The organism is Pantoea sp. FN0305, assembly GCF_050113845.1.
Taxonomy (GTDB): domain Bacteria; phylum Pseudomonadota; class Gammaproteobacteria; order Enterobacterales; family Enterobacteriaceae; genus Mixta; species Mixta alhagi.
On the sequence record NZ_JBNJSN010000006.1, the window covers coordinates 131,958 to 156,842 of the forward strand.

18 protein-coding genes and 4 tRNA genes are annotated in these 24,885 nt (G+C 54.8%); 4 read left to right on the forward strand and 18 right to left on the reverse strand.

The annotated features are described in order from the left end of the window. Position 1: 1 nt before the first annotated feature. The 13 genes from rnr to nnr form a co-directional block, all read right to left on the reverse strand. Complete coding sequence (gene rnr / locus ACQE3Y_RS13510; protein ID WP_426973260.1) at positions 2-2,434, reverse strand: ribonuclease R; 2,433 nt, start codon at positions 2,432-2,434, stop codon at positions 2-4. Between the two features lie 16 nt (positions 2,435-2,450). Next, a complete protein-coding gene (nsrR, locus tag ACQE3Y_RS13515; RefSeq protein WP_426973259.1) occupies positions 2,451-2,897 on the reverse strand; it encodes a nitric oxide-sensing transcriptional repressor NsrR in 447 nt (148 codons plus the stop codon). A 207-nt stretch (positions 2,898-3,104) separates the two neighbouring features. Continuing rightward, the gene (locus tag ACQE3Y_RS13520) at positions 3,105-4,403 is read right to left on the reverse strand and encodes an adenylosuccinate synthase (RefSeq protein WP_085069870.1); all 1,299 of its coding nucleotides are present in this window, start codon (positions 4,401-4,403) and stop codon (positions 3,105-3,107) included. Between the two features lie 156 nt (positions 4,404-4,559). Continuing rightward, positions 4,560-4,760: a DUF2065 domain-containing protein gene (locus ACQE3Y_RS13525; RefSeq protein WP_085069869.1), complete on the reverse strand. Its 201-nt coding sequence runs from the start codon at positions 4,758-4,760 to the stop codon at positions 4,560-4,562. A 228-nt stretch (positions 4,761-4,988) separates the two neighbouring features. After that, on the reverse strand, positions 4,989-5,996 hold the full coding sequence (gene hflC, locus ACQE3Y_RS13530) for a protease modulator HflC (protein ID WP_250650964.1): 1,008 nt from the start codon (positions 5,994-5,996) through the stop codon (positions 4,989-4,991). A 3-nt stretch (positions 5,997-5,999) separates the two neighbouring features. After that, positions 6,000-7,238 (reverse strand): FtsH protease activity modulator HflK, encoded by a 1,239-nt coding sequence (gene hflK / locus ACQE3Y_RS13535; RefSeq protein WP_250650965.1) that lies wholly within the window; start codon positions 7,236-7,238, stop codon positions 6,000-6,002. 68 nt (positions 7,239-7,306) lie between these two features. Continuing rightward, positions 7,307-8,587, reverse strand: coding sequence for a ribosome rescue GTPase HflX (hflX, locus tag ACQE3Y_RS13540; protein WP_426973256.1), 1,281 nt, complete (start codon positions 8,585-8,587; stop codon positions 7,307-7,309). An 80-nt stretch (positions 8,588-8,667) separates the two neighbouring features. Beyond that, positions 8,668-8,979 carry an RNA chaperone Hfq gene (gene hfq, locus ACQE3Y_RS13545; RefSeq protein ID WP_103059170.1) on the reverse strand — a complete coding sequence of 104 codons (312 nt, stop codon included), beginning with the start codon at positions 8,977-8,979 and terminating at the stop codon, positions 8,668-8,670. 102 nt (positions 8,980-9,081) lie between these two features. Further along, complete coding sequence (gene miaA, locus ACQE3Y_RS13550; RefSeq protein WP_426981883.1) at positions 9,082-10,032, reverse strand: tRNA (adenosine(37)-N6)-dimethylallyltransferase MiaA; 951 nt, start codon at positions 10,030-10,032, stop codon at positions 9,082-9,084. After that, on the reverse strand, positions 10,025-11,965 hold the full coding sequence (mutL, locus tag ACQE3Y_RS13555; protein WP_426981884.1) for a DNA mismatch repair endonuclease MutL: 1,941 nt from the start codon (positions 11,963-11,965) through the stop codon (positions 10,025-10,027). Before mutL ends, miaA begins: the two co-directional genes overlap by 8 nt. 85 nt (positions 11,966-12,050) lie before the next feature. Beyond that, entirely contained in the window at positions 12,051-13,706 is a 1,656-nt protein-coding gene (gene amiB, locus ACQE3Y_RS13560; RefSeq protein ID WP_426973251.1) for an N-acetylmuramoyl-L-alanine amidase AmiB, read from the reverse strand. Then, complete coding sequence (tsaE, locus tag ACQE3Y_RS13565) at positions 13,706-14,182, reverse strand: tRNA (adenosine(37)-N6)-threonylcarbamoyltransferase complex ATPase subunit type 1 TsaE (RefSeq protein ID WP_426973249.1); 477 nt, start codon at positions 14,180-14,182, stop codon at positions 13,706-13,708. Before tsaE ends, amiB begins: the two co-directional genes overlap by 1 nt. Next, on the reverse strand, positions 14,179-15,702 hold the full coding sequence (gene nnr / locus ACQE3Y_RS13570) for a bifunctional ADP-dependent NAD(P)H-hydrate dehydratase/NAD(P)H-hydrate epimerase (protein WP_426981885.1): 1,524 nt from the start codon (positions 15,700-15,702) through the stop codon (positions 14,179-14,181). The genes tsaE and nnr overlap by 4 nt, the downstream gene beginning before the upstream one ends. Here nnr and queG point away from each other — a divergent pair. Beyond that, entirely contained in the window at positions 15,701-16,840 is a 1,140-nt protein-coding gene (gene queG, locus ACQE3Y_RS13575) for a tRNA epoxyqueuosine(34) reductase QueG (RefSeq protein WP_250650971.1), read from the forward strand. The two genes, nnr and queG, sit on opposite strands and share 2 nt — an antisense overlap. 1,044 nt (positions 16,841-17,884) lie before the next feature. Here the strand turns inward: queG and ACQE3Y_RS13580 are convergent. The 5 genes from ACQE3Y_RS13580 to orn all read right to left on the reverse strand — a co-directional run bounded on the left by ACQE3Y_RS13580 (position 17,885) and on the right by orn (position 19,325). Next, a tRNA-Gly gene (locus ACQE3Y_RS13580) sits at positions 17,885-17,960 on the reverse strand. Positions 17,961-18,109: 149 nt separating this feature from the next. Then, positions 18,110-18,185: transfer RNA gene (locus tag ACQE3Y_RS13585), tRNA-Gly, on the reverse strand. A gap of 148 nt (positions 18,186-18,333) precedes the next feature. Beyond that, positions 18,334-18,409 (reverse strand) — tRNA-Gly (locus ACQE3Y_RS13590). A 147-nt stretch (positions 18,410-18,556) separates the two neighbouring features. Further along, a tRNA-Gly gene (locus ACQE3Y_RS13595) sits at positions 18,557-18,632 on the reverse strand. A gap of 150 nt (positions 18,633-18,782) precedes the next feature. Further along, entirely contained in the window at positions 18,783-19,325 is a 543-nt protein-coding gene (orn, locus tag ACQE3Y_RS13600; RefSeq protein ID WP_250650972.1) for an oligoribonuclease, read from the reverse strand. A 158-nt stretch (positions 19,326-19,483) separates the two neighbouring features. Here orn and rsgA point away from each other — a divergent pair, with 158 nt between their 5' ends. The 3 genes from rsgA to mscM all read left to right on the forward strand — a co-directional run bounded on the left by rsgA (position 19,484) and on the right by mscM (position 24,879). Continuing rightward, positions 19,484-20,539: a small ribosomal subunit biogenesis GTPase RsgA gene (gene rsgA / locus ACQE3Y_RS13605; protein ID WP_426973245.1), complete on the forward strand. Its 1,056-nt coding sequence runs from the start codon at positions 19,484-19,486 to the stop codon at positions 20,537-20,539. Positions 20,540-20,643: 104 nt separating this feature from the next. Further along, positions 20,644-21,543 (forward strand): archaetidylserine decarboxylase, encoded by a 900-nt coding sequence (asd, locus tag ACQE3Y_RS13610; RefSeq protein WP_426973243.1) that lies wholly within the window; start codon positions 20,644-20,646, stop codon positions 21,541-21,543. Positions 21,544-21,552: 9 nt separating this feature from the next. Then, complete coding sequence (gene mscM / locus ACQE3Y_RS13615; protein ID WP_426973242.1) at positions 21,553-24,879, forward strand: miniconductance mechanosensitive channel MscM; 3,327 nt, start codon at positions 21,553-21,555, stop codon at positions 24,877-24,879. Positions 24,880-24,885 lie beyond the last annotated feature (6 nt).

The window sequence follows — 24,885 nt, forward strand, 5'->3', positions numbered from 1 at the left end:
CTTATGCCTCTTTTTTCTTCGATGCACGCTTAGCTTTGGTTGCGGCGGCGATTTTACGCGTTTTTTCCGACGGTTTTTTCGCTTTTTTCTCGCCTTTTGGCTTCGCAGGTTTTTTGTCGCCACGGAACGCTGCATCCGGCTCGAAATTCGCGGTTTTCCGCATTTCGCGGCGGCGCTTGTTATGGCTGCCGGAAGCGCCTTTCTTCGCCTTCTCACGCGCGGTTTTGCCTTCGCCGCGCGGGCTGCGCTGGCTGGAGATCAGCGCAAAGTCGATTTTACGCTCGTCCATATGCACCGCCTCAACGCGTACTTCTACGGTATCGCCGAGACGATAAGTGCGTCCGCCAGATTCGCCAATCAGGCGCTGCCCTACCGCATCAAAGCGGTAATAGTCGTTATCCAGCGTCGACACATGCACCAGCCCATCGATAAACAGATCGTTCAGACGGACAAAGAAGCCAAAGCCGGTTACGCTGGCAATCACGCCGGTAAAGGTGTTGCCCACCTGATCCTGCATAAAGTCACACTTCAGCCAGTCAGCGACGTCACGCGTGGCTTCATCAGCACGGCGTTCGGTTAAGGAGCAGTGCAGGCCCAGCTGCAGCATCTGCTGCATTTCATAGTGATAGCCGCCGGTCGGCGTGCTGTTGCCCTGCAGCGTGCCCTGCTGTTGCGCCAGCAGATACTTAATCGCCCGATGCAGCAGCAGATCGGGATAGCGGCGGATCGGTGACGTAAAGTGCGCATAGGAGGCGAGCGCCAGGCCGAAGTGACCACGGTTTTCCGGATCGTAAACCGCCTGCTTCATGGAGCGCAGCAGCATGGTTTGCAGCATTTCGTGATCGGGACGGTCAGCGATGGTTTCCAGCAGTTCGGCATAGTCCAGCGGCTGCGGCTTGTTGCCGCCAGGCAGCGACAGGCCCAGTTCAGCCAGCACCGAGCGGAAGCTTTTAATGCTCTCATCGCTGGGGCGATCGTGATCGCGGAACAGCGCAGGCTCGTTATGCTTCTCAACGAAACGTGCCGAGGCGATGTTGGCGAGGATCATGCACTCTTCAATCAGCTTATGGGCATCGTTACGTACGGTGCGCTCCACGCGCTCAATACGGCGTTCGGCGTTGAAAATAAATTTCGCTTCGTCCGTTTCGAAAGAGATGCCGCCGCGCTGCTCACGCGCTTTTTCCAGCACTTCATACATACGGTGCAGCTCTTCGAGATGACCCACCAGCGGCGCATACTGTTCACGCAGCTCCGGATTGCCCTGCAAAATCGACCAGACTTTGGTGTAGGTCAGACGCGCATGGGAATTCATCACCGCTTCATAGTGCTTATAGCCGGTCAGCTTACCGCTGGAGGAGATGGTCATTTCGCAGACCATGCAGAGACGATCTACCTGCGGGTTCAGAGAACAGAGGCCGTTAGAGAGCACTTCCGGCAGCATCGGGACGACCTGCGACGGGAAATAAACCGAGGTGCCGCGATTATGCGCTTCGTTGTCCAGCGGCGTGCCGGGGCGCACGTAATAGCTGACGTCTGCAATCGCAACCCATAAACGCCAGCCGCCGCCACGTTTTTTCTCGCAGTAAACCGCATCATCAAAGTCGCGGGCATCTTCACCGTCGATGGTTACCAGCGGCAGCTGGCGTAAATCCACGCGGCCCTGCTTCGCCTCTTCCGGCACCTCTTCACGCAGTTTAGCGACCTGCTCTTCTACCTCTGCCGGCCAGACGTGCGGGATTTCATGCGTACGCAGCGCCATATCCACCGCCAGCCCGGTGCCCATATTGTCACCCAGCACTTCGGTAATCTTGCCAATGGCTTTGGTACGACGCGTTGAGCGCTGCACCAGCTCGACCACTACCACCGAGCCCATACGCGCATTCATGATCTCTTCCGGCGGGATCAAAATATCGAAGCTCAGACGACTGTCATCCGGTACCACAAAGCCCACGCCAGCTTCGGTAAAATAGCGGCCAACAATCTGGCTGTTACGCGGCTCAAGTACACGGACCACACGAGCCTCACGGCGGCCTTTACGATCGGCACCCAGCGGCTGCGCCAGGATAACGTCGCCGTGCATGCAGAACTTCATCTGTTCAGCGGAGAGATAGAGATCATCTTTTTGCCCTTCCACGCGCAGGAAGCCGTAGCCATCGCGATGACCCATTACTTTACCGCGCAGCAGATCCAGGCGTTCAGGCAGCACATAACATTGACGACGAGTGAACACCAGTTGCCCGTCACGCTCCATGGCACGCAGTCGGCGGCGCAGCGCTTCAAGCTGCTCTTCACCGCTAATGTTCATTTCAACAGCCAACTCTTCCCGGCTGGCAGGTTTTTCACGTTTTTCTAAATGGGCGAGGATAAATTCGCGGCTGGGAATAGGGTTTTCATATTTTTCAGCTTCTCTTTCCTGAAAAGGATCTTTTGACATAGCGGTTCCTCCGTTGTCAGTAGCCGGTTAGCGTGGGGATCCCAGGCTCCGGCAATAAAATTTTATAAAGCGGATGGTTATCCTTCACCAGATCGGCCAACGTGTAGTTGTCCAGCTCACGCAAAAATTGTTCGGTGGCGGTTTTCAACGCCTGACGTAGACGGCAGGCGGAAGTGATAGCGCAAGCATCACAGTTCACCAGCTGTAGTGGCTCCATTTGCCGAACAACATGCCCAATAACAATCTCTGATGCCGGTTTTCCGAGGCGAATGCCACCGTTTTTGCCACGAACGGCAGCCACATAGCCCAGACGACTCAGTTGGTTAATGATTTTGACCATATGGTTGCGCGACACGCCGTAAGTGTCGGTAACCTGGGTAATATTCGTCATCTGCCCGGCGGGTAAAGACGCCATGTAAATCAGCGCACGCAGGCCAAAATCGGTAAAGCTCGTCAGTTGCACAATAACCTCGGTGAATTTCCGGTGAATTTCATCCGTTTAGCATAATTATTATCTAATGATGATAAACCAGCCCATAAGATTAAGGGCATTTTTTTAAGCAAGCCGGATTTCAGGAAAAAGCGGTAAGCAAAAGGATGGGAATAAAGCGCGGTGCGTCTGCAGTAAGTCAGAAGATAAAGGCCGGAGCGTGTCCGGCCTTTTACATAATCAGGCGTCAAATGGATGGCGCAGGATCATGGTTTCGCTGCGGTCCGGGCCGGTAGAGATGATATCAACCGGTACGCCCGTCAGTTCTTCAACACGCTTGATGTAATCACGTGCGGTTTGCGGCAGCGCATCAACGGACTTCGCGCCAAACGTGCTTTCGCTCCAGCCTGGCAGGGTTTCATAGATCGGCTCAATGCCTTCCCAACCTTCTGCAGCCAGCGGTGTCGTGGTCACTTCACGTCCATCCGGCATACGATAGCCAATGCAGATTTTAACCTCTTTCAGCCCGTCCAGCACATCCAGTTTGGTCATGCAGAAGCCAGACAGCGAGTTAATCTGCACCGCACGGCGCACGGCAACGATATCCAGCCAGCCGGTACGACGACGACGCCCGGTGGTGGCACCAAACTCATTGCCTTTTTCACACAGGAACTCGCCGGTTTCATCAAACAGCTCGGTCGGGAACGGACCGGCGCCAACGCGGGTTGAGTAGGCTTTGATAATACCCAGCACATAATCAACGTAACGCGGGCCAATACCAGAGCCGGTAGCTACGCCGCCTGCGGTGGTATTAGAGGAAGTCACGTACGGGTAGGTGCCGTGATCGATATCCAACAGCGTACCCTGAGCGCCTTCAAACATGATCAGGTCGCCACGCTTGCGCGCATTATCCAGCAGATCGGAGACATCAACAACCATGCTGGTCAGAATATCAGCGACTTCCATGACATCTTTCAACACGGTGTCATAGTCGACCGCATCTGTTTTGTAGTAGTGAACCAGCTGGAAGTTGTAGAAATCAACGATCTCTTTCAGCTTCACGGCGAAGGTTTCTTTGTTAAACAGATCGCCTACGCGCAGGCCACGGCGGGCAACTTTATCTTCATAAGCGGGGCCGATGCCGCGTCCGGTGGTGCCGATCGCCTTCGCGCCACGCGCTTTTTCACGCGCCACATCCATCGCAACATGATATTGCAGAATCAACGGGCAAGCTTCAGAAATTAACAGACGTTCACGTACCGGGACGCCGCGTTCTTCCAGACCTTTCATCTCTTTCATCAGCGCAGCCGGAGACAGCACTACACCGTTGCCGATGATGCTGGTGACGTTTTCACGCAGGATGCCAGAAGGAATTAAGTGGAGAACGGTTTTTTCACCGTTGATGACAAGCGTATGACCCGCATTATGGCCGCCTTGATAGCGCACAACGTATTTAGCGCGCTCTGTCAGAAGGTCAACAATCTTACCTTTGCCTTCGTCACCCCATTGGGTGCCCAGTACGACAACGTTCTTACCCATTTTTTTGAAACCACCGATTGCTTAAAAAAGGATTCTACCACCATGATTTTCCACTTTCAGCACTTTTAGCATACGATTGCGCAGTTTTTTACGGCTGATTTCACCAGGCGTTCCCTGCCATTTTGCCTCTGTGAAAAGCCTTTCCTGGATATGGCATTAACTGCCGCCGTGAACACTCAACATGTAGTAAACCACCGCGCCAGCCACCACAATCCCACCGCCAAAGCGATGCAGCAGACGATCCGGTAATTGTGCCATGGCCAGGATCATACGCCGCCAGACACGCGGCCACAGCATTGGCCCAAGGCCTTCTAATACCAGCACTAACGCCAGCGCCATCCAAATGGTTGTATTCATTATTTCTCAGTAGCAAACGGGCAGAAGCAGGCGATTATGCACACGGATACAGAATCAGTAAATACAGGGTTAGCTGAAGCGGATGTAAAAAGAGTGACGGGATATATCATGACGTCATCTGTTGAATTTTATCAGGCTAAACAGGGGGATCACGTTGTGCGATAAAGAAGCGGGAGCCGAAAAAGAGGCAAAAAAAGAGCCGACAGGCTGTCGGCTCTTTTCACGGGTTTAGCGTGTTGCGGCACCAGAAGGCGATTTCATATAACGGAAGAAATCACTGTCCGGGCTTAACACCATCACATCCTGATTGTTATTGAAGCTCTTCTCATAGGCGCGCAGGCTACGAATAAAGGCGTAGAAATCGGGATCCTGACTAAACGCATCGGCATACAGCTTAGCCGTTTCGGCATCGCCTTCACCACGTGTGATTAAAGCTTCACGCTGCGCTTCTGCCAGAGTGCGGGTGACCTGATAGTCCGCCTGAGCACGCAATTTTTCTGCCTCTTCCTGACCTTGCGAACGCTGACTACGCGCTACCGCTTCACGCTCAGCGCGCATACGGTTGTAAATCGCATCGGAAACCTCAGTTGGCAGGTTGATCTGCTTAATGCGCACATCAACCACCTCAATACCCAACGCAGCCATACTGTTCGGGTTAATTGCCGGTCCGCTGCTGTTGGTTTCACGCTCTACGCGCGCTGCCGCACTGGCAATAGCATCATCCGCTGCCGGGGTCTGGACTTCATCATCACGTCCGGCGCTACCGGTGTTCAGCGCATCGCGTACGTCAGTGGTCAGGCGTCCACGGGAATCGGTCACAATGTCTTTAACATCAAGACGGCCCATTTCTGAACGCAGACGGTCACTGAATTTACGCTTCAGCAGCACTTCGGCCTGTGAAATATCACCGCCGCCGGTTGCCAGGTAGTAACGGCTAAAGTCGCTGATGCGCCATTTGATATAAGAATCCACAATCAGATCCTTTTTCTCTTTGGTCACAAAGCGATCGGCCTGGTTATTCATGGTCTGGATACGTGCGTCGAGCGTCTTCACCGACTCCAGGAACGGAATTTTGAAATGCAGGCCCGGTTCAAAAACCTGCGGCTTGTTTTCATCATCACGCAGAACTTTGCCGAAACGCAGCACGATTCCACGCTGACCTTCCTGAACCACAAACAATGACGCGTAAAGCACCACCAGCACAACGATAATTAATACGATTAATGGCTTACGCATCGCTTACTCTCTCCCTTCGCGCTGGGTGTCATTGCGCTGTGCGTTAGCACGGCGGCTTTGCATAATGTCATCCTGTGAGAAGGACGAACCGCTGTTGGCGCGATCGTTGCTGCCGGTCGCCGGCGGCAGACGCATCAGGCTGCTACTCTCCTGGCTGCCAGCGGCATTGGTTGAACCCGCGCCCCGCATCAGTTGATCCAGCGGCAACACCATCAGATTATTGTTGTTGCTGTTTACCAAAACCTTACGTGTACCGCTCAGCACGCGCTCCATGGTTTCGATATACAAACGTTCTTTGGTAATTTCCGGTGCGGCTTTGTATTCCGGCAGAATTTTAGCGAAGCGCGCGACTTCACCCTGAGCCTCTAACACGGTGCGGGATTTATACGCGCGTGCCTCTTCCAGAATACGCTGCGCCTGACCGTTAGCGCGCGGCTGAACTTCATTCGCATAGGCTTCTGCTTCGCGAACGTACTGCTCGCGGTTTTCACGGGCGGCAATCGCATCATCAAACGCGGCCTTCACTTCTTCTGGCGGACGCGCCGCCTGGAAGTTTACGTCCAGCACGGTAATACCCATGTCGTAAGGACGAATGGTCTCATCGATTTCGCGCTGCGTTTCGCTACGCACCACGGTACGTCCTTCAGTCAAAATACGATCCATGCTGGAGCGGCCGATAACGCCACGTAGCGCGCTGTCGGTGGCCTGACGCAGGCTGTCATCAGCACTGGTGACCGCAAACAGATAGCGCTCCGGATCGGTCACGCGATACTGCACGTTCATCTCAACGCGCACCACGTTTTCGTCCGACGTCAGCATCACGCCAGAAGCAGCCAGTTCACGCACCGCTTCAACGTTAACGGCACGAACCTGATCGATAAAGGTCGGTTTCCAGTTCAGGCCCGGCTCAACAAGATGGCTAAACTGACCAAAGCGCGTCACCACGCCTCGCTCCGCTTCTTTGATGGTATAGAAGCCGCTTGCGGCCCAGATAACCACGGCCGCTACGGCCACAATACCAACCAGCTTACCGCCGTTACCTGAGCTGCGCGAGCTATCGCCGCCCTTGTTGCCGCCACCCAGACCGCCAAGCTTTTTGCTCAGCTTACGGAAGATATCGTCGAGATCGGGAGGTCCCTGATCGCGTCCTCCTTTATTACCCCCAGAGTTGCCGCCTTTATTATTGCTGCTTCCCCACGGGTCGCGGTCTTGTCCGTTATTCCCGGGCTGATTCCACGCCATGTTTATACTCCATTTATTGTGTGTGCGGTGGTATCCCAGTCCGGGATACGCCTCTCAGGCAACATCATTCAAACAATATAATCCACCAGCGTCGGTTCCTGTTTGCACAGGCGGCGCCAGTCAACAATGGGCATGCGTATCATCATACTTACGCTGCCATCCTCTTCATTCCATTCTTTCTCAATCGCCTGCAGCTGATAAAAACGGCTACGCAGACGTCCCAGTTCAGGAGGCAAACGCAGCTGCTGCTGTACGATTTCACCAGAGAGCCGTTCGGTTAGCGCCTGAAACAGCAGCGGCAAACCTACGCCCGTTTGGGCAGAGAGCCAGACCCGAACCGGTTGGTTTTCATCGTTGCGATCGATGCGCGGCTCAAAGCCGTCCAGCATATCGATCTTGTTCATTACCTGCAGTACGGGAATATCATCGGCTTCGATCTCTTCCAGCACCGCCTCTACCGCTTCGATATTTTCATCGAGCCGGACATCGGCAGCGTCGATAACATGCAGCAGTAGCGTTGCTTCGCGCGTTTCCTGCAGCGTCGCTTTAAAGGCTGCGACCAGGTCATGCGGCAGATGACGGATAAAGCCTACCGTATCGGCCAGAACCACCTCGCCCACATCCGCGACGTCGATACGGCGCAGCGTTGGATCGAGAGTAGCAAATAGCTGGTCGGCGGCATAAACATTCGCAGAGGTGACGCTATTAAACAGCGTGGATTTTCCGGCGTTGGTATAGCCCACCAACGAAACCGTTGGAATATCCGCTTTGGCACGTGCCTGACGCCCCTGTTCACGCTGTTTTTCTACGCGTTCCAGGCGCGACAAAATCTGACTGATACGATTACGCAGCAACCGGCGGTCAGTTTCTAATTGGGTTTCACCCGGTCCGCGCAGGCCTATCCCCCCTTTTTGACGCTCAAGGTGGGTCCAGCCACGTACCAGACGCGTAGCGAGATGGCGAAGCTGAGCCAGCTCTACCTGTAATTTACCTTCGTGAGTGCGGGCGCGCTGGGCAAAAATATCCAGAATCAATCCCGTGCGGTCCAGCACACGGCATTCGCATAGACGCTCAAGATTACGTTCCTGAGCGGGTGACAAAGCATGATCGAACAGCACCACTGATGCTCCGGTCTCTTTCACCGCTTCAGCGATTTCGACAGCTTTACCTTCACCGACAAAATATTTGGGATGTGGCGCTTTGCGGCTACCGGTTATCACGCGCAGCGCTTCGACGCCTGAGGAAGAGACCAGCGTTTCAAATTCTTGCAGGTCTTCCGTCTCTTTGTCTTGCGAGAACCAGATGTGTACCAGTACGGCCTGCTCACCGGCATCATAACGGTCAAACAAGCTTAAACCTCTCTAATAGATTGACCAAAACGGGGAAGGTCATTAATGCATTCCCCGTTTTGGCAGAACGATGAAAAGGCTTACTCAGCGCTGTCACCGTCTTGCTGTTGTGGCTGCGATTGCGCTGCCTGATTATTGCCGCCGTGATGATAGTTGCTGCTGCCACCTGCATTGTTGCTATGATGGGAGACTGCACGGGACGGGACAACGGTGGAGATAGCGTGCTTATACACCATCTGGCTTACCGTATTCTTCAACAAAATAACAAACTGATCGAAAGACTCAATTTGACCTTGCAGTTTGATACCATTCACCAAATAAATTGAAACCGGAACACGCTCGCGACGCAGTGCGTTCAGGAACGGGTCTTGTAATGATTGCCCCTTAGCCATTCTATCTTTTCCTTATATGCTTGTTGTTTATTACTGAGAACCCTACGGCTCTAAATACTGCGTAAAAAAATTTGCGCACGATAACGGTTCAATTGTACACATTCACCCAAGGTTCGCACCAAGAACCTGTAATACCTTGCTGAGAGCCAGCTCTGGATGTTCGCTGTCAAGCCAGTGAACATTCTGCCAGCCTCTAAGCCAGGTAATCTGGCGCTTCGCGAGTTGCCGGGTGGCGCAAATTCCCCGATAAACCATTTCGTCGTAATTAATGTCGCCTTCAAGGTATGACCACATCTGGCGATAGCCAACACAACGAATGGAAGGCAAATCCGTATGCAAATCTCCTCGTGCAAACAGCGCACGCGCTTCCGCTTCAAAACCTGAAGCCAGCATTTGCTCAAAACGTAACGCAATACGCTGATGCAATAATTCACGGCTCGCCGGAGCGATAGCAAACTGAACCACATCGTAAGGCAAAGCCTCACCCGCGGTTTTCGTCAGTTCCGTTAAAGTTTTACCCGAAATGAAAAAAACTTCCAGTGCTCGCGAGAGTCTCTGGGGATCATTCGGATGAATACGAGCACCAGCAACGGGATCGATGTCACATAACTGACGGTGCAGCGTGTCCCAACCCTGTTCACGCGCCGTTTGCTCAATTCGTTCGCGTACTTCCGGATCGGCCGAGGGCAACGGCGACAATCCTTCCAGTAGCGCTTTGAAATAGAGCATGGTTCCACCAACAAGCAACGGAATTCGCCCTTTTGAAACGATATCCGCCATTTCCGCCAGCGCATCACGCCGAAAGTCAGCAGCCGAGTAGGCTTCCAACGGATCGCGAATGTCCAGCAGACGATGAGGCGCCAACGCCAGCTCTTCCGCAGTTGGCTTGGCGGTGCCAATATCCATACCACGGTAAATCAGAGCAGAATCCACGCTAATCAGCTCAACCGGCAAGCGTTGACGTAGCGACATCGCTAACGCTGTCTTGCCAGAGGCCGTTGGCCCCATCAGAAAAATAGCCTTAGGCCGGCCCGCCATTTCACTTTCACTCATGCTTCAGAGCGCTTAACGCCGTTTCTGTGTCGATCGGTTGTAATAAACCTGGAGGCGGCGATTTTAATAGCGCCGGACAAAGCCGTTCGACTTCCGCCAGCAGCGCAATCGCCCGCGAGTGATTCCAGGGCGTAAGCTCAGCCTCAGCCTGTCGTGCCAGCCATTGTGCAAGCTGGCCCGAAGAAATTTCCTGCTGACGGGCGAGATAGCCTAACAGTTCTGGAATCAAGTTTTGTAAATTTTGTTGGCGCAAAGGTAAAGGCACCGCGCGCAGAGTCACATGCTGTCCATCACTTTGCAAATCAATACCAAACTGTTGCAACAATTCGGTACGCTGCTGCATCGCCTGACGCTCTGGCGCAGCCAGCTTTAGCCGCACCGGAATCAGCAGCGGCTGCGGTTTCAATCCTTCCGTTCCCGGCTCCAGCTGAGCCTGCCTTAGCCAGCGCGCCGCAACGGGCAAGGCCACCAGAGCCAGTCCGCCCTGACGCTCCACCACCGCATAGTTATCATGCAGCACGGTGAGTAGTCGTCCCAGGCTTTGGCTATGCGCGGGTAAAGGTGCCGGGCCCGCCGCAGGCGATGTGACAGGCGCGGCTTCTTCTGTGCGGGGTGCGGGCGTTTGCAACAGTTGCTGGTAAAGCGCGCCTTCGCGCTTTTGATAGCCCGGCTGCTGCTGCGGCCAGCCTGACGGGCCGCCGGCGGCGCGCGCCGTTCCGCCGCCGTGGTTCCCACGCGCAGCCGCCCCTGCCGGTTGCGCGGCGTGGTGCTCCGTCGGGGAATCAAGATGACGCGACGACAGCTGCGTTGGCGGGCGTACTGCCTCTGGCGTCGAAGGCGGGCTGGAGAAATGATTACCGCCCGCTGCCGGGCGATTCTCCGGCTGCCAGCGCGGCTGCGTCTCTGATTCTGCGGTTAACGGCAGACTTTCCGCCCCGCTTTCCTGCAAGGCGCAAATCACGCCCTGATAGATAAAATCATGTACCAGGCGTGACTGGTGGAAACGTACCTCATGCTTGGCAGGATGCACATTCACATCCACCTGATGAGGATCGATATGCAGATAGAGCACATAGGCGGGCTGATGCTCTCCGCTTATCTTTTCCTGATAGGCCTGGCGGATCGCATGATTGATTAGCTTATCGCGCATCATGCGGCCATTTACATAACAGTACTGCAGCTCGCTGATCTGACGTGCGCCAGCCGGATCGGCAACCCAGCCGCGCAGAATTAAATCGCCATGCTGCCATTCGATTTTCAGCGCATGTTCCATAAAGGTTGCGCCACAGATTGCGCCCAGACGCCGCAGCTGCTGGCTCTCCTGGGTCGCCGCACGATACTGTCGCACCAGTTTACCGTTGTGCGTCAGGGAAATGGCGATATCAAAGCGTGCCAGCGCAATCCGGCGCACCACTTCATCGATATGGGTGAACTCGGTTTTCTCTGTACGCAGGAACTTGCGTCGGGCGGGCGTATTGTAGAAGAGATCGAGCACTTCCAGCGTGGTGCCGACCGGATGCGCTGCCGGTTTTACCGTGACCGTCATATCGCGCCCTTCCGCGTACGCCTGCCAGGCTTCGTTTTGATCGGCGGTGCGCGAGGTTAGCGTCAGACGTGAAACCGAGCTAATACTGGCCAGCGCCTCACCGCGAAAGCCGAGGCTCATGATCGCTTCTAAATCATCCAGCGAGGTAATTTTACTGGTGGCGTGACGCGCCAGCGCCATAGCCAGCTCTTCCTTATCGATGCCGCAGCCGTTATCACGGATGCGGATCAGCTTTGCGCCGCCTTTTTCGATATCAATATCAATGCGCGTGGCGCCAGCATCAAGGCTGTTCTCAACCAGTTCTTTCACCACCGACGCTGGACGTTCAACCACTTCACCGGCAGCAATCTGGTTAGCCAACTGAGGAGGCAGGATCTGAATGGGCATAGCGCAGTATCCTTAATCGGGCGGAAATGGCGCCAGCCTCCGTAGAGGCTGGCGAGAAACAAACGCGCGGCAAGCAAAGCTATTATCAGGAGGCGGGGATTTTCAGCGTTTGTCCCAGCATAACGTTAGTCGACTTCATATTATTGACCTGCATAATAGCCTGCGCGCTGACGCCATAGTGTACCGCGATAGCGGTCAGCGAGTCACCGCGCACCACTTTATGACGCAGCGGACCACGGTTTGCCGCTGAGCTTACCGTGCCGCTGGTCGGTACTTTAAGCCGTTGGCCTACCCAAACGCTCTGTTTTTTAAGCTTGTTCAGCTGCGTCAGGGTGCTCATCGAAACGCCATAGTGCGCCGCAATACCAGACAACGTCTCGCCACGCTTTACCACATGACGCTTCACCGGGCCGCTATAGCTTAGCGAGGAGCGGCTGCTGTTCGCTTCTGCTTCAACCGCCGTTGAGGACACCAACGGTCGGTTTTCCTGCTTTGGGACAGATTGTAACGGATGCGCCAGGAAATAATTACGCAGGCCACGGTAAATCGACCTGGCAATCTTCTCCTGATACGCACTGCTGCCCAGCAGACGTTCCTCCGAAGGGTTACTGATAAAGCCCGTCTCAACCAGCAGTGACGGAATATCCGGCGAGCGCAGTACACCAAGGCTGGCATGCTCAGGTCGGCGTTTATGCAGCGCCCCTACCTGCTGTAGCTGTTGAATCACTTTGGTCGCCGCATCGTAACCCACGCGCTGCGAATGACCGAACTGCAGATCCAGCACCGCCTGGCTCAGATAGGGATCTGCCTGGCTGTTGGCCAGCAAATCGCCCGCTCCGCCCAACAGTTCCGACTGTTTCTCATGCTGCTCCAGCCAGTTGGCCATTTCGCTGTTCGCTCGTCGGTTTGACAGCACCCAAACTGAAGCGCCGCGTGCGCTGCGGTTCGGTGCGGCATCCGCGTGAATGGATACCAGCAGATTGGCGTTTTGCTTACGCGCCACATCGGAACGCCCCATAACCGAGATAAAATAGTCGCCATCGCGGGTTAACACGCCCTTAAACATCGGATCGTCATTAAGCATCGCTTTTAGCTTACGGGCGATAGCGATAGTGACGTTTTTCTCTTTCAGGCCGTTCATGCCAATCGCGCCCGGATCCTGACCGCCATGTCCGGCATCAATGGCGACAATCACCGTATCACTGGCAACGCTGTTGCTCCGGCCCGGCGAAACCCGACTGTTGGTGTTGGACACCGCCGTCACTTTATTGCCGTCAAAGGGATTATGCGCCGGTGCGGTTGGCTGAGGGCGAGAGCGTGGGGCGCTGCTGACCGGCGCAGGCGTAACGGCGGCTGGCTTGCCGGTAATGGTAAATACCACTTTATAATTATTGCCGTCGCGCTGCGTGGATGCGCGGGTTTTGCCGCGCTGCGTCAATTCAAATACCAACCGAATGCTCTGGTTATCTTTGGGCTGGCTGGTGCGGATACGCTTGACCAGGTTATCGCCGCTAAAATTAAGCGGCAAACCTTTGATCACGCCGGACTGACGAATATCCAGCACCACGCGATCCGGGTTATGCAGCGGGAAAAAGCCGTAGACTGGCTGCCCGTTAAAGCTAAGGGTTATCGTGGCCTGAGTGTTACCGTTTGATACCTGAATATCGGACAGGTTAGCTGCCAGCGTGGTACAGGATAACAGGCACAGCAGCATCAACAGCATAACCTTGATGCGTGCCATTATGCGGAATCCTTATGGTTTAACACCTGTGAAATCAGGCGTTCTCCCAGCGGTGAATGCGCCACCAGCGCCGCCTCGCGCGCCTGATTAACGTAGCTTAACGTCAAAGAGAGATCGGGTTCAGGCAGCACGCCCGCGCCCTGCTGCGGCCACTCCACCAGACAGATGGCATCGCCTGCAAAATAGTCGCGAATGCCCATAAACTCCAGTTCTTCCGGATCGGCCAGGCGATAGAGATCGAAATGATAAACCGGCCGGGCAAGCTGCTGATAAGGCTCAACCAGCGTATAGGTAGGGCTTTTGACATTACCCTGATGACCTGACGCCTGTAAAAAGCCGCGACTAAAGGTGGTTTTCCCTGCCCCTAAATCGCCATAAAGATAGATGACCGCCGCGCTGTCGCAGGCGCGGGCCAGATGTGCGCCCAGAGCGAGGGTTGCCGCCTCGTCAGGCAATGCGATAACACAGGTATTCATGCTTTAATGTTTAACATCTCAGGATTAACGAATTGATACAGCTCGGAAAACAGGTCAGTGGCTAACATACCACGCGTGCCAACGCGCGCCGCCACAGCATCCGCTGCCGCTCCATGTACGACACAGCCCGCACAGGCAGCATCATACAGCGTCAAATGCTGGCCGCACAGTGCGCCAATAATGCCCGACAAAACATCGCCCATACCGCCCGAGGCCATGCCGGCATTTCCCACATCGGCAAACGCCATTTCTCCGCTCTCACTGGCAATAATGGTGCCCGCGCCTTTCAGCACCACGACACCGCCATAGCGTTTCACCAGACGCTGAGCTGCAAGTAAGCGGTCACTTTCAATTTCTTTGGTTTTCAGGTTCAGCAACCGCGCTGCTTCACCGGGGTGCGGCGTAATGATGCGATTCTGACGTTTATCGGGATTGAATGCCAGCAGGTTAAGTGCGTCAGCATCCCATAGCATCGGTTTCTGAGAATTTTTTACCTGGCTGAGGGCTTTTTTACCCCACGCTTTCTGACCGAGTCCCGGTCCGATAACAATCACATCGGCCCATTCCAGCTGTTGCTGTAGCGCCTCGTCGGTTAATTCATCAACCATAATCTCCGGGCGTGCGCCAGGAATGGGAATAATATTGTCCTTGTGAGTAAGCACTCGCACTAAACCCGCGCCGGTGCGTAAAGCCGCTTCTGCAGCCATGCGAATCGCTCCTGCCGTTCCACGATCGCCGCCCACGACGAGCAGGCGTCCATGGTCGCCTTTATGGGATGTTGCACGGCGCGGCTGGAGCCAGTGGGGCAGGAATGGCGCATCGTAGCGCGCCATTGGCGCCTGCTGGCCGCTAAGCCACTCTTCCAGCCCCAGCGCGTGATAACGCAACTCACCGACATAGTCGCGCGCTTTGCCGGTAAGCAGGCCAGGCTTAAGCGCCACCAGCGCCAGCGTCATGGCGGCTTCAATCACCGCGCCCGGCGCGCTGCCATTGGTCGCGACCAGCCCGGAAGGCATATCCACAGAAAATATCGGTGCCGGATGCCGGTTCGCCTTCTCAATCAACGCATCATAAGGCGCAGCGGGCGCGCGATTTAGTCCGGTACCAAGCAGCGCATCCACGATAATATCTACCTGCTCTGGCCAGATAGCATCCGCCGCATGAATTTCTCCGCCCGCCTCCAGCCAGCTCGCGCGCGCGCTTTGGGCCTCTTCCGGCAGCGGACGGCTGCTTTCGCAGGCCAGCAGCGTCACCTGGCAGCCTGCCGCCTGCGCCAGTCGCGCAATAACATAGCCATCGCCGCCGTTATTCCCCTGCCCGCATAATATTAGCCAGTGTCTGGCGTGCGGCCACCGTTGGCGAACCGTATCAAAAGCAGCGTGACCGGCGCGCAGCATCAGTTCATAAAGCGTGATCCCAAGATGATCAGCGCCTTCGGTTTCCAGCTGACGCAGCGCCTGCGCAGGCCACACGGAGTGTGGTAAACTGTGGGCGTTTTCTCTCTCAGTATGGTCAGTCATGTCACACCCTCTCGATCTTCAACAGCTTGCTCAGGATATAAAACAGTGGGGACTGTCGCTCGGCTTTCAGCAGGTCGGCATTTGCGATACCGATCTCAGCCTGGAAGAGCCGCGTCTGCAGGCCTGGCTGGATAAGCAGTATCATGGCGAGATGGAATGGATGGCGCGGCATGGCATGATGCGCGCCCGCCCGCATGAACTGCTGCCAGGCACCCTGCGCGTAATTAGCGTGCGGATGAATTATTTGCCGGCAAAAGCCGCCTTTGCCAGCACGCTAAAAAATCCCCGCCTGGGTTATGTCAGCCGCTACGCTTTAGGCCGCGACTATCACAAAGTATTACGCAATCGACTGAAAAAGCTCGGCGATTTAATACGTGAGCGCTGCGAAACGGTTAATTTTCGCCCGTTTGTTGATTCAGCGCCAATTCTGGAACGCCCGCTGGCGGCCAAAGCAGGTCTCGGCTGGACAGGTAAGCACTCACTTATACTTAACCGCGAAGCGGGCTCCTGGTTTTTCCTTGGCGAGCTGCTGATCGATTTGCCGCTGCCGGTCGATCGCCCTCAGCAAGAACAGTGTGGCCGCTGCGTCGCCTGTATCACCACTTGCCCAACCGGTGCGATTGTTGAACCTTATGTGGTGGATGCGCGCCGCTGCATCTCTTACCTGACAATTGAGCTGGAAGGTGCGATCCCGGAGGCGTTTCGCCCACTTATCGGCAATCGTATTTACGGCTGCGATGATTGCCAGCTGATTTGTCCGTGGAATCGTTTCGGTCAGTTAAGCGATGAGGATGACTTTAGCCCGCGCGCCGCGTTGCATGCGCCACCGTTAACCGAGCTTTTTGCCTGGGATGAGGCGAAATTTTTACGTGTTACGGAAGGCTCGGCAATTCGCCGTATCGGACATTTACGCTGGCTGCGTAATATCGCCGTCGCGCTGGGCAATGCGCCCTGGGATACGGAAAATATCGCGGCGCTTTCCAGCCGTCTGGGCGAAAATCCCATGCTGGATGAGCATATTCACTGGGCGCTGGAGCAGCAAAAGATTAAACGGGCAGAAAACGCTATTGAGGTGCAGCGACCACAGCAAAAACGTCTGGTGCGCGCCATTGAAAAGGGATTGCCGCGTGATGCATAACTGCTTATATAATCACCCGCGTTAAGCGCAGTGACTTTTCCACAAGCTGTGTATAAAAATAAAAAGTCGTTGTCATTCAACTGAAACAAGAAGCGCAAGCGGCCAGCATAACAAATTGAAATATTATCATATTCATATATTTCAAATGGTTATCAGAATATTGTAAGCAAACAATAATGGCTTCATGCAAGCAAAGAGAAACCTATCCTGTGGATAAGTCTGTTTAAACAGATTTGACTTCTGGTGTTGTGTCTTGTGTGACGCCGCTTACCGCTGTGGATAACATTTACACCTTATGAACGAGAAAACCATCATTCTTATAGCAAGGATAGTGAGTAGCCTGATACCCTTTCACTGCGAATGAATCTCAAACAAAAGCGACGGTATGGCACTAGTGAAATTGAATCCGCGCCCTTCGCTGGTACTGAAGAGGGCACGGATTATGGACGTATTGCCAGGCAAATACAAGCCCTTTTCCCTGGCAATATTCAACCCGCCATTTTTTTCATTGCCAGGCAGGAGATCCCTTATTACTCCAGGATACTTCCGTTAAAAAAATGCCTGTATCACAATAAAATATCAGCCTTTAAAAATTACTTTTTTCCTCTTCGCTGTGGATACGTTCTCCACTTTCCTGACTGAATTCGCCGTTGATGTTGTGGTCTTTTTGCCGTTGAAAAGCCCCGGACGACTGAATGATCCCATGCTGGTTACAGCAGGGGTGTTTGGCTGAACCGTCGGTCAGGATCTGGCGAACCGTCCAGAATCCCTTCTTGCTGGCTGCGTGACAGCCGGTTTGCCTGAAGACGGCTGCGCTGGCTTAGGGATAATCAGTGCGCAAACGGTATGTTCTATGCGATGGATGCGGCCGGGTTAACGCATAACGTTTTTCAGCGCCATGCAACGGCAGCAAAAAGAGACGTGAGATGTGCTAAAGCGGATGAAATCGTACAGGAGAAACGGTGACGGAAACACAACGACAAAACAGGGATAAAATAATAGCAGGGAAGATAAGGATAAAAGGAGGTAAACCGATGATGAAACTGGAGCGGGAAACGAGACTCGAACTCGCGACCCCGACCTTGGCAAGGTCGTGCTCTACCAACTGAGCTATTCCCGCATAATCTTTTTCTTCAGGCTGTGCTGGCTCTCTTCACTCACCCCGGTTGCTTACTTTAGTAAGCTCCTGGCGGTTCGTTTCGTTACCGTTTTGCTGCAACCCAAAATCCTGACCAGGATATGTTGTGTTTTTTCAACACCTTTCAAATTTGGAGCGGGAAACGAGACTCGAACTCGCGACCCCGACCTTGGCAAGGTCGTGCTCTACCAACTGAGCTATTCCCGCATAATCTTTTTCTTCAGGCTGTACCGGCTCTCTTCACTTACCACAGGCGCTTACTTCAGTAAGTTTCTGAGGTTTGATCCGTAGCCGCCTTGCTGCAATCCAAAACCTTGACCAGGATACGTTGTGTTTTTTCAACACCTTTCAAATTTGGAGCGGGAAACGAGACTCGAACTCGCGACCCCGACCTTGGCAAGGTCGTGCTCTACCAACTGAGCTATTCCCGCATAATCTTTCTTTTCAGGCTGCGCTGGCTCTCTTCACTCACTCCGGTTGCTTACTTCAGTAAGCTCCTGAGTTCGTTCCGTTGCCGTTTTGCTGCGACCCAAAATCCTGACCAGGATACGTTGTGTTTTTTCAACACCCTTCAAATTTGGAGCGGGAAACGAGACTCGAACTCGCGACCCCGACCTTGGCAAGGTCGTGCTCTACCAACTGAGCTATTCCCGCCTGCGTAGCCGATTAAAATCTTCATCGGTACGGGGAGCGCATTATACGAGAAAACTTTTGCCCTGCAAGCCCTTGAGGGCAAAAATTTGCGCTTTCGATGCATTTGCTGATTTTAGCGGCAAAACGCCGCTTTTTTAGCCTATTCTGGCGCTACAGCTGTAAAAAATGGCTGCGGTAGTAGGCCAGCTCCGCTACTGATTCACGGATGTCGTCCAGCGCCTGATGGGTGCCTGCTTTTTTAAAGCCCGCCAGAATTTCGGGCTTCCAGCGTCGCGCCAGCTCTTTCAGCGTGCTGACATCCAGATAACGATAGTGGAAATAGGCTTCCAGCTCCGGCATATATTTAAACAGGAAGCGACGATCCTGCCCAATGCTGTTGCCGCAAATCGGCGAAGCGTTAGCTGGCACCCACTGACGCAGAAACTCAAGCGTAGCCAGCTCCGCCTCGCGATCGCCATATTCACTTGCTTTGACGCGCTCCACCAGCCCGCTTTGCGTATGAGTGCGCACATTCCATTCATCCATCAGCGCCAGTTGTTCCGCGCTCTGATGTACTGCCAGCACTGGCCCTTCCGCCAGGATATTTAAATTGGCATCCGTTACCAGCGTCGCAATTTCAATAATACGATCGCGTTCCGGATCCAGCCCGGTCATTTCCAGGTCGATCCAGATAAGGTTGTTTTCATTTCCCATGTTTTATCCCGCAGTTGGCAGTCTCAGTCTGGTTTATCAGGCTGAACGGCAAGAGACCGCGCAAAGCCGCGCCGCGTCGCTCGCCGTAATTCAGCCCACGGTGTATCATAGACGTTTTGCCTGACAAGGCGAAACCGTCGGAATCCCTGTGAGGAAGAGTGAGTAAAAATAAACTGTCTAAAGGCCAGCAGCGTCGCGTTAACGCCAACCACGAACGTCGATTAAAACAGCGTGCGGATAAGCCTGAACCAGATGACAGCCTGTTTGGTGAAGCGCAGGACGGCATTGTCATTAGCCGCTTCGGCATGCATGCGGACGTGGAAGATAGCGCGGGCGAGGTTCACCGCTGCAATATTCGCCGCACCATTCGCTCTCTGGTTACCGGCGATCGTGTTCTCTGGCGTCCTGGCGTTGAAGGCGGCGCAACGGTAAAAGGCATTGTTGAAGCGGTACATGAGCGTCGTACGGTGCTGACGCGTCCCGATTTTTATGACGGCGTCAAACCCATTGCGGCCAATATTGATCAGATTATTATTGTTTCCGCTATTGTGCCTGAACTGTCGCTGAATATTATCGATCGCTATCTGGTCGCCAGTGAAACGCTCGGTATTGAACCGGTGCTGGTGCTGAATAAAACCGATCTGCTGGATGATAAAGGCCGCGCTTTTGTCAATGAGCAGATGGATATTTATCGCCATATCGGCTATCGCGTGCTGATGGTTTCCAGCTATGAAAAATCGGGTCTTGCCGATCTTGAAGCCGCGTTAACCGGTCAGATAAGTATTTTCGCCGGTCAGTCAGGCGTGGGGAAATCGAGCCTGCTTAACGCGCTGCTCGGTCTGGAATTGATCGACCAAACGATCCTGACCAATGATGTCTCTGACGTCTCCGGATTAGGCCAGCACACCACCACCGCCGCGCGCCTGTACCATTTCCCGCATGGCGGCGACGTGATTGATTCGCCCGGCGTGCGCGAGTTCGGCCTGTGGCATCTGGAGCCGGAACAAATTACTCAGGGTTTTATCGAGTTTCGTGCATTTTTAGGCGGCTGCAAATTCCGTGACTGCAAGCATGATAACGATCCCGGCTGCGCCATCCGTGAAGCCGTGGAAAACGGGATGATTCATGCATCCCGCTTCGAAAATTATCACCGCATTCTGGAGAGCATGGCGCAGGTAAAAACGCGTAAAAACTTTGGTAACAGCGAAGACTAATGCTGCAATTATGGCATCATCGGCGCGTTAGCCTAAACGGGCTGTCGCTGCTACAATTCGCCCCCTTTTTCTTCAACGTCGTGTGATTAAGCCAGGAGGCTAACGTGTTGGATTCAATTAAACTCGGCCTGAATCATCTGCTCCCTAAAAAGTGGCTCACCGAGCTGGCTGGCTGGGCGGCTGGCAAACGTGCCGGTTGGCTGACTAAAGCAGTGATCGATATCTTTGTCTGGTTCTACCGGGTCGATATGTCCGAAGCGCAAAAGCCAGATACCGCCAGCTATCGTACCTTCAATGACTTTTTTGTCCGTCCGCTGCGCGATGAAGCGCGTCCGATTGATGCCGATCCGAACCTGCTGGTGTTGCCGGCCGACGGCGCCATCAGCCAGTTAGGCCATATTGAAGGCGAAACCATTTTCCAGGCAAAAGGCCACTACTATTCCCTGGAAGCGCTGCTGGCAGGCGATCGTCAGATGGCGGCTCAGTTCCGCGACGGCGAATTCGCCACTATTTATCTTGCACCGCGTGATTACCACCGCGTACATATGCCCTGCAACGGTATCCTGCGCGAAATGATTTACGTGCCGGGCGATCTCTATTCAGTAAATCCACTTACTGCCCGTAATATTCCCAACCTGTTTGCCCGTAACGAACGCGTTGTCTGCTATTTCGATACCGAGTTTGGCCCGATGGTGCAGATTCTGGTTGGCGCTACCATTGTCGGCAGTATTGAAACCGCGTGGGCGGGCACCATTACGCCGCCGCGTGAAGGGGTGATTAAACGCTGGAGCTGGCCGGGTGCCGATGCAGAAGGCGCGGTAGTGCTGCTGAAAGGTCAGGAAATGGGTCGCTTCAAGCTTGGCTCCACCGTTATTAATCTGTTCGCACCGGGTCGCATTAAGCTGGCAGAAAGTCTGGAGGCTGAAAGCAAAACGCGTCTTGGCCAGCCGATGGCTATGGCTCTGGCGCGTACCGATGCGGAAACCGTTTTACATCACCAATAAGACTCTAGCGTGCGCCTGATTCTCTGTTTTCTTTTTTTCTCGCTTTTCACCCTGTCCGCCTTCGCTGCCAGCGCACCCGATGCGGCGCTGGTGCGCCAGGAGCTGGAGCTGGCGAAATCCGCCCGCTCCACGCCTGCTCAGGCTGAAGTGATACAAACGCTGGAATCAGCGTTGAGCTTTCTTGAAGCCCGCAACGAGTCGCTGGAGCGGGCAAAGCAATATCAGCAAGTCATTGATGATTTTCCTAAACTGGCGCGTGAACTGCGCCAGCAGCTTGCCGGTCTGAACGATAGTGCGCGCTCGCTACGCAACGGGATGAGCAGCGCTGAGCTGGAGCAGGAGATCCTGCAAATCAGCAGCCAGCTGCTGGAGGAAGGGCGTCAGGCACAGCAGGAGCAGGATCGCGCCAGAGAGATCAGTGATTCGCTTGGTCAGCTACCGCAGCAGCAAACCGAAGCGCGGCGTGCGCTAAGCGAAAGCGATCGCGCCCTGCAGGCCCCTTCTGCCGCATCGGGCGCTCTCGCTCACGCACAAAGTTATGCAAGCCAGGCGGAGTCGGCGGCCTTAAAAGCGCGCGTTGACGAATTAGAGCTGGCACAGCTGTCGGCGAACAATCGCCAGGAGCTGGCGCGCATGCGCGCCGAAGTGCATCAGAAAAAAGCGGAGCAGCTGGATGATTACCTGCAGGCACTGCGTAATCAGTTAAACAGTCTGCGCCAGCATGAAGCGGAGCTGGCGCTGGCGCGTACCGAACAACTGGCGGAAAACAGCGGCGATCTGCCAGCATCTATCACCGAGCAGTTTCATGTTAACCGTGAGCTTTCCGCCGCGCTCAATCAGCAGGCCCAACGCCTTGATCTAATTGCTTCGCAACAGCGGCAGGCCACCAACCAAACCATTCAGGTACGTCAGGCGCTCAGCACTATTCGCGAGCAGTCGCAGTGGCTTGGCGCGTCTAATTTACTTGGCGAGGCGCTGCGCGCCCAGGTGGCGCGCCTGCCGGAAATGCCGATTTCACAGCAGCTGGATAGTGAGATGGGGCAGCTACGGGTACAGCGCCTGCATTATGAAGACTTGCTCAGCCAGCAGCAGCAGTTGCGCCAGCTGAAGCAGGAAAACGGCCAGCCGCTGACCAGTGAGCAGAACCGTATTCTTGATGCTCAGATCAAAACCCAGCGGGAGCTGCTCGGCTCGCTGATTTCCGGCTGCGACACCCTGATTCTGGAAGTTACCAAGCTGAAGGTCGCCAACAGCCAGCTGGAGGATGCACTGGGTGAAATCAAAGAGGCCGCCCACCGCTATCTTTTCTGGACCGCCGATGTCAATCCTCTGAGCCTGAGCTACCCGCTGGAAGTGGCGCGTGACCTGACCAGGCTGCTGTCGCTGGATACGCTGGGCCAGCTGGGCGGCGCGCTGATGATGATGATAACCAATCGTGAAACGGTGTTGCCGATTCTGGGCGCCGTGCTGCTGGTTGGCTTCAGCATCAGCTCGCGCCGTCATTACAACGCTTTTCTGGCGCGCTCCGCCAGCCGCGTGGGCAAAGTAACGCAGGATCATTTCACCCTGACGCTGCGCACCGTTTTCTGGTCCATTCTGGTTGCCCTGCCCCTGCCGGTACTGTGGGCCGCCTTTGGTTTTGGTCTGCAACATGCCTGGCCTTATCCGGTGGCGGTCGCCATTGGCGATGGCGTTACCGCCACGCTGCCGCTGCTGTGGGCCTTTATGATCAGCGCCGCCTTTGCGCGTTCGAACGGCTTATTTATCGTTCATTTCCGCTGGCCGCAGCTGCGGGTCGCACGCGCGATGCGCTACTACTCGCTCTCTATCGGTCTGATGGTTCCGCTGATTATGTTACTGATCACCTTCGCAAATCTGGAGGATCGCCAGTTTTCCGCCACGCTGGGACGACTGTGCTTTATTCTGATCTGTGGGGCGCTGAGCCTGGTTACGGTCAGCCTGAAACGCGCCGGTATTCCGCTCTGGCTGGATAATGAAGGCAGCGGTGATAACGTTCTTAACCGGATCTTCTGGAATATCCTGATCTGTATTCCGCTGGCGGCGGCACTCGCCTCCTGCACCGGCTACCTGGCTACGGCCCAGGCGCTGCTGGCGCGGCTGGAAACCTCCGTCGCCATCTGGTTCCTGCTGCTGGTGATTTACCATATTATTCGCCGCTGGATGCTGATTCAGCGCCGCCGCATCGCCTTTGATCGCGCGCGTCAGCGTCGTGCTGAAATGCTGGCACAACGCGCGCGCGGTGAAGAAGAAACCACCGCACAAACGGCGGACGCCGTCGAGATTGACGAACCGGTGATCGATCTGGATGCCATTAGCGCGCAGTCGCTGCGTCTGGTGCGTTCGATACTGACGCTGATAGCGCTGCTCTCGGTAATAGTACTGTGGTCTGAAATCCATTCAGCCTTCGCTTTCCTGGAGAATATTCGCCTGTGGGACGTCAGTAGTACGGTACAGGGCGTGGAGAGCCTGCATCCGATTACGCTGGGCTCGGTGCTGATCGCGATTCTGATCTTTATTGTAACCACGCAGCTGGTGCGTAACATGCCCGCTCTGCTGGAGCTGGCGCTGTTACAGCATCTTAACCTGACGCCCGGCACCGGCTACGCCATTACCACGCTGACCAAATATCTGCTGCTGCTGATTGGCGGCCTGATGGGCTTCTCCATGATCGGTATTGAGTGGTCGAAACTGCAGTGGCTGGTGGCGGCGCTGGGCGTAGGGCTGGGATTCGGCCTGCAGGAGATATTCGCCAACTTTATTTCCGGCCTGATTATTCTGTTTGAAAAGCCGATTCGCATTGGCGATACGGTGACTATCCGCGATCTCACCGGCAGCATTACGCGCATTAATACGCGTGCAACCACCATTACCGACTGGGATCGCAAAGAGATTATCGTGCCGAATAAGGCGTTTATTACCGAGCAATTTGTTAACTGGTCGCTTTCTGACTCGGTAACGCGCGTGGTGCTTACCGTGCCTGCGCCAGCGGGCGTAGACAGCGAACAGGTTACGACGATTTTGCAACGCGCCTGCGAACGCTGTTCCTATGTGCTGGATACGCCCGTGCCGGAAGTGTTTCTGGTGGATTTGCAGCAGGGGATCCAGCTGTTTGAGCTACGTATTCACGCGGCGGAGATGGTACATCGTATGCCGCTGCGTCATGAGCTGCATCAGCTGATCCTGAAGGGCTTTCGTGAGCACGATATTGAGATGCCGTTCCCGCCATTCCAGGTACGTATGGAGACGGCGGCGAAGCGGAATCCAGCCAGTAACGGCTCACCCGCCTCGCATACCTTTAAATCGGGCGGGCTGTAGTCGATC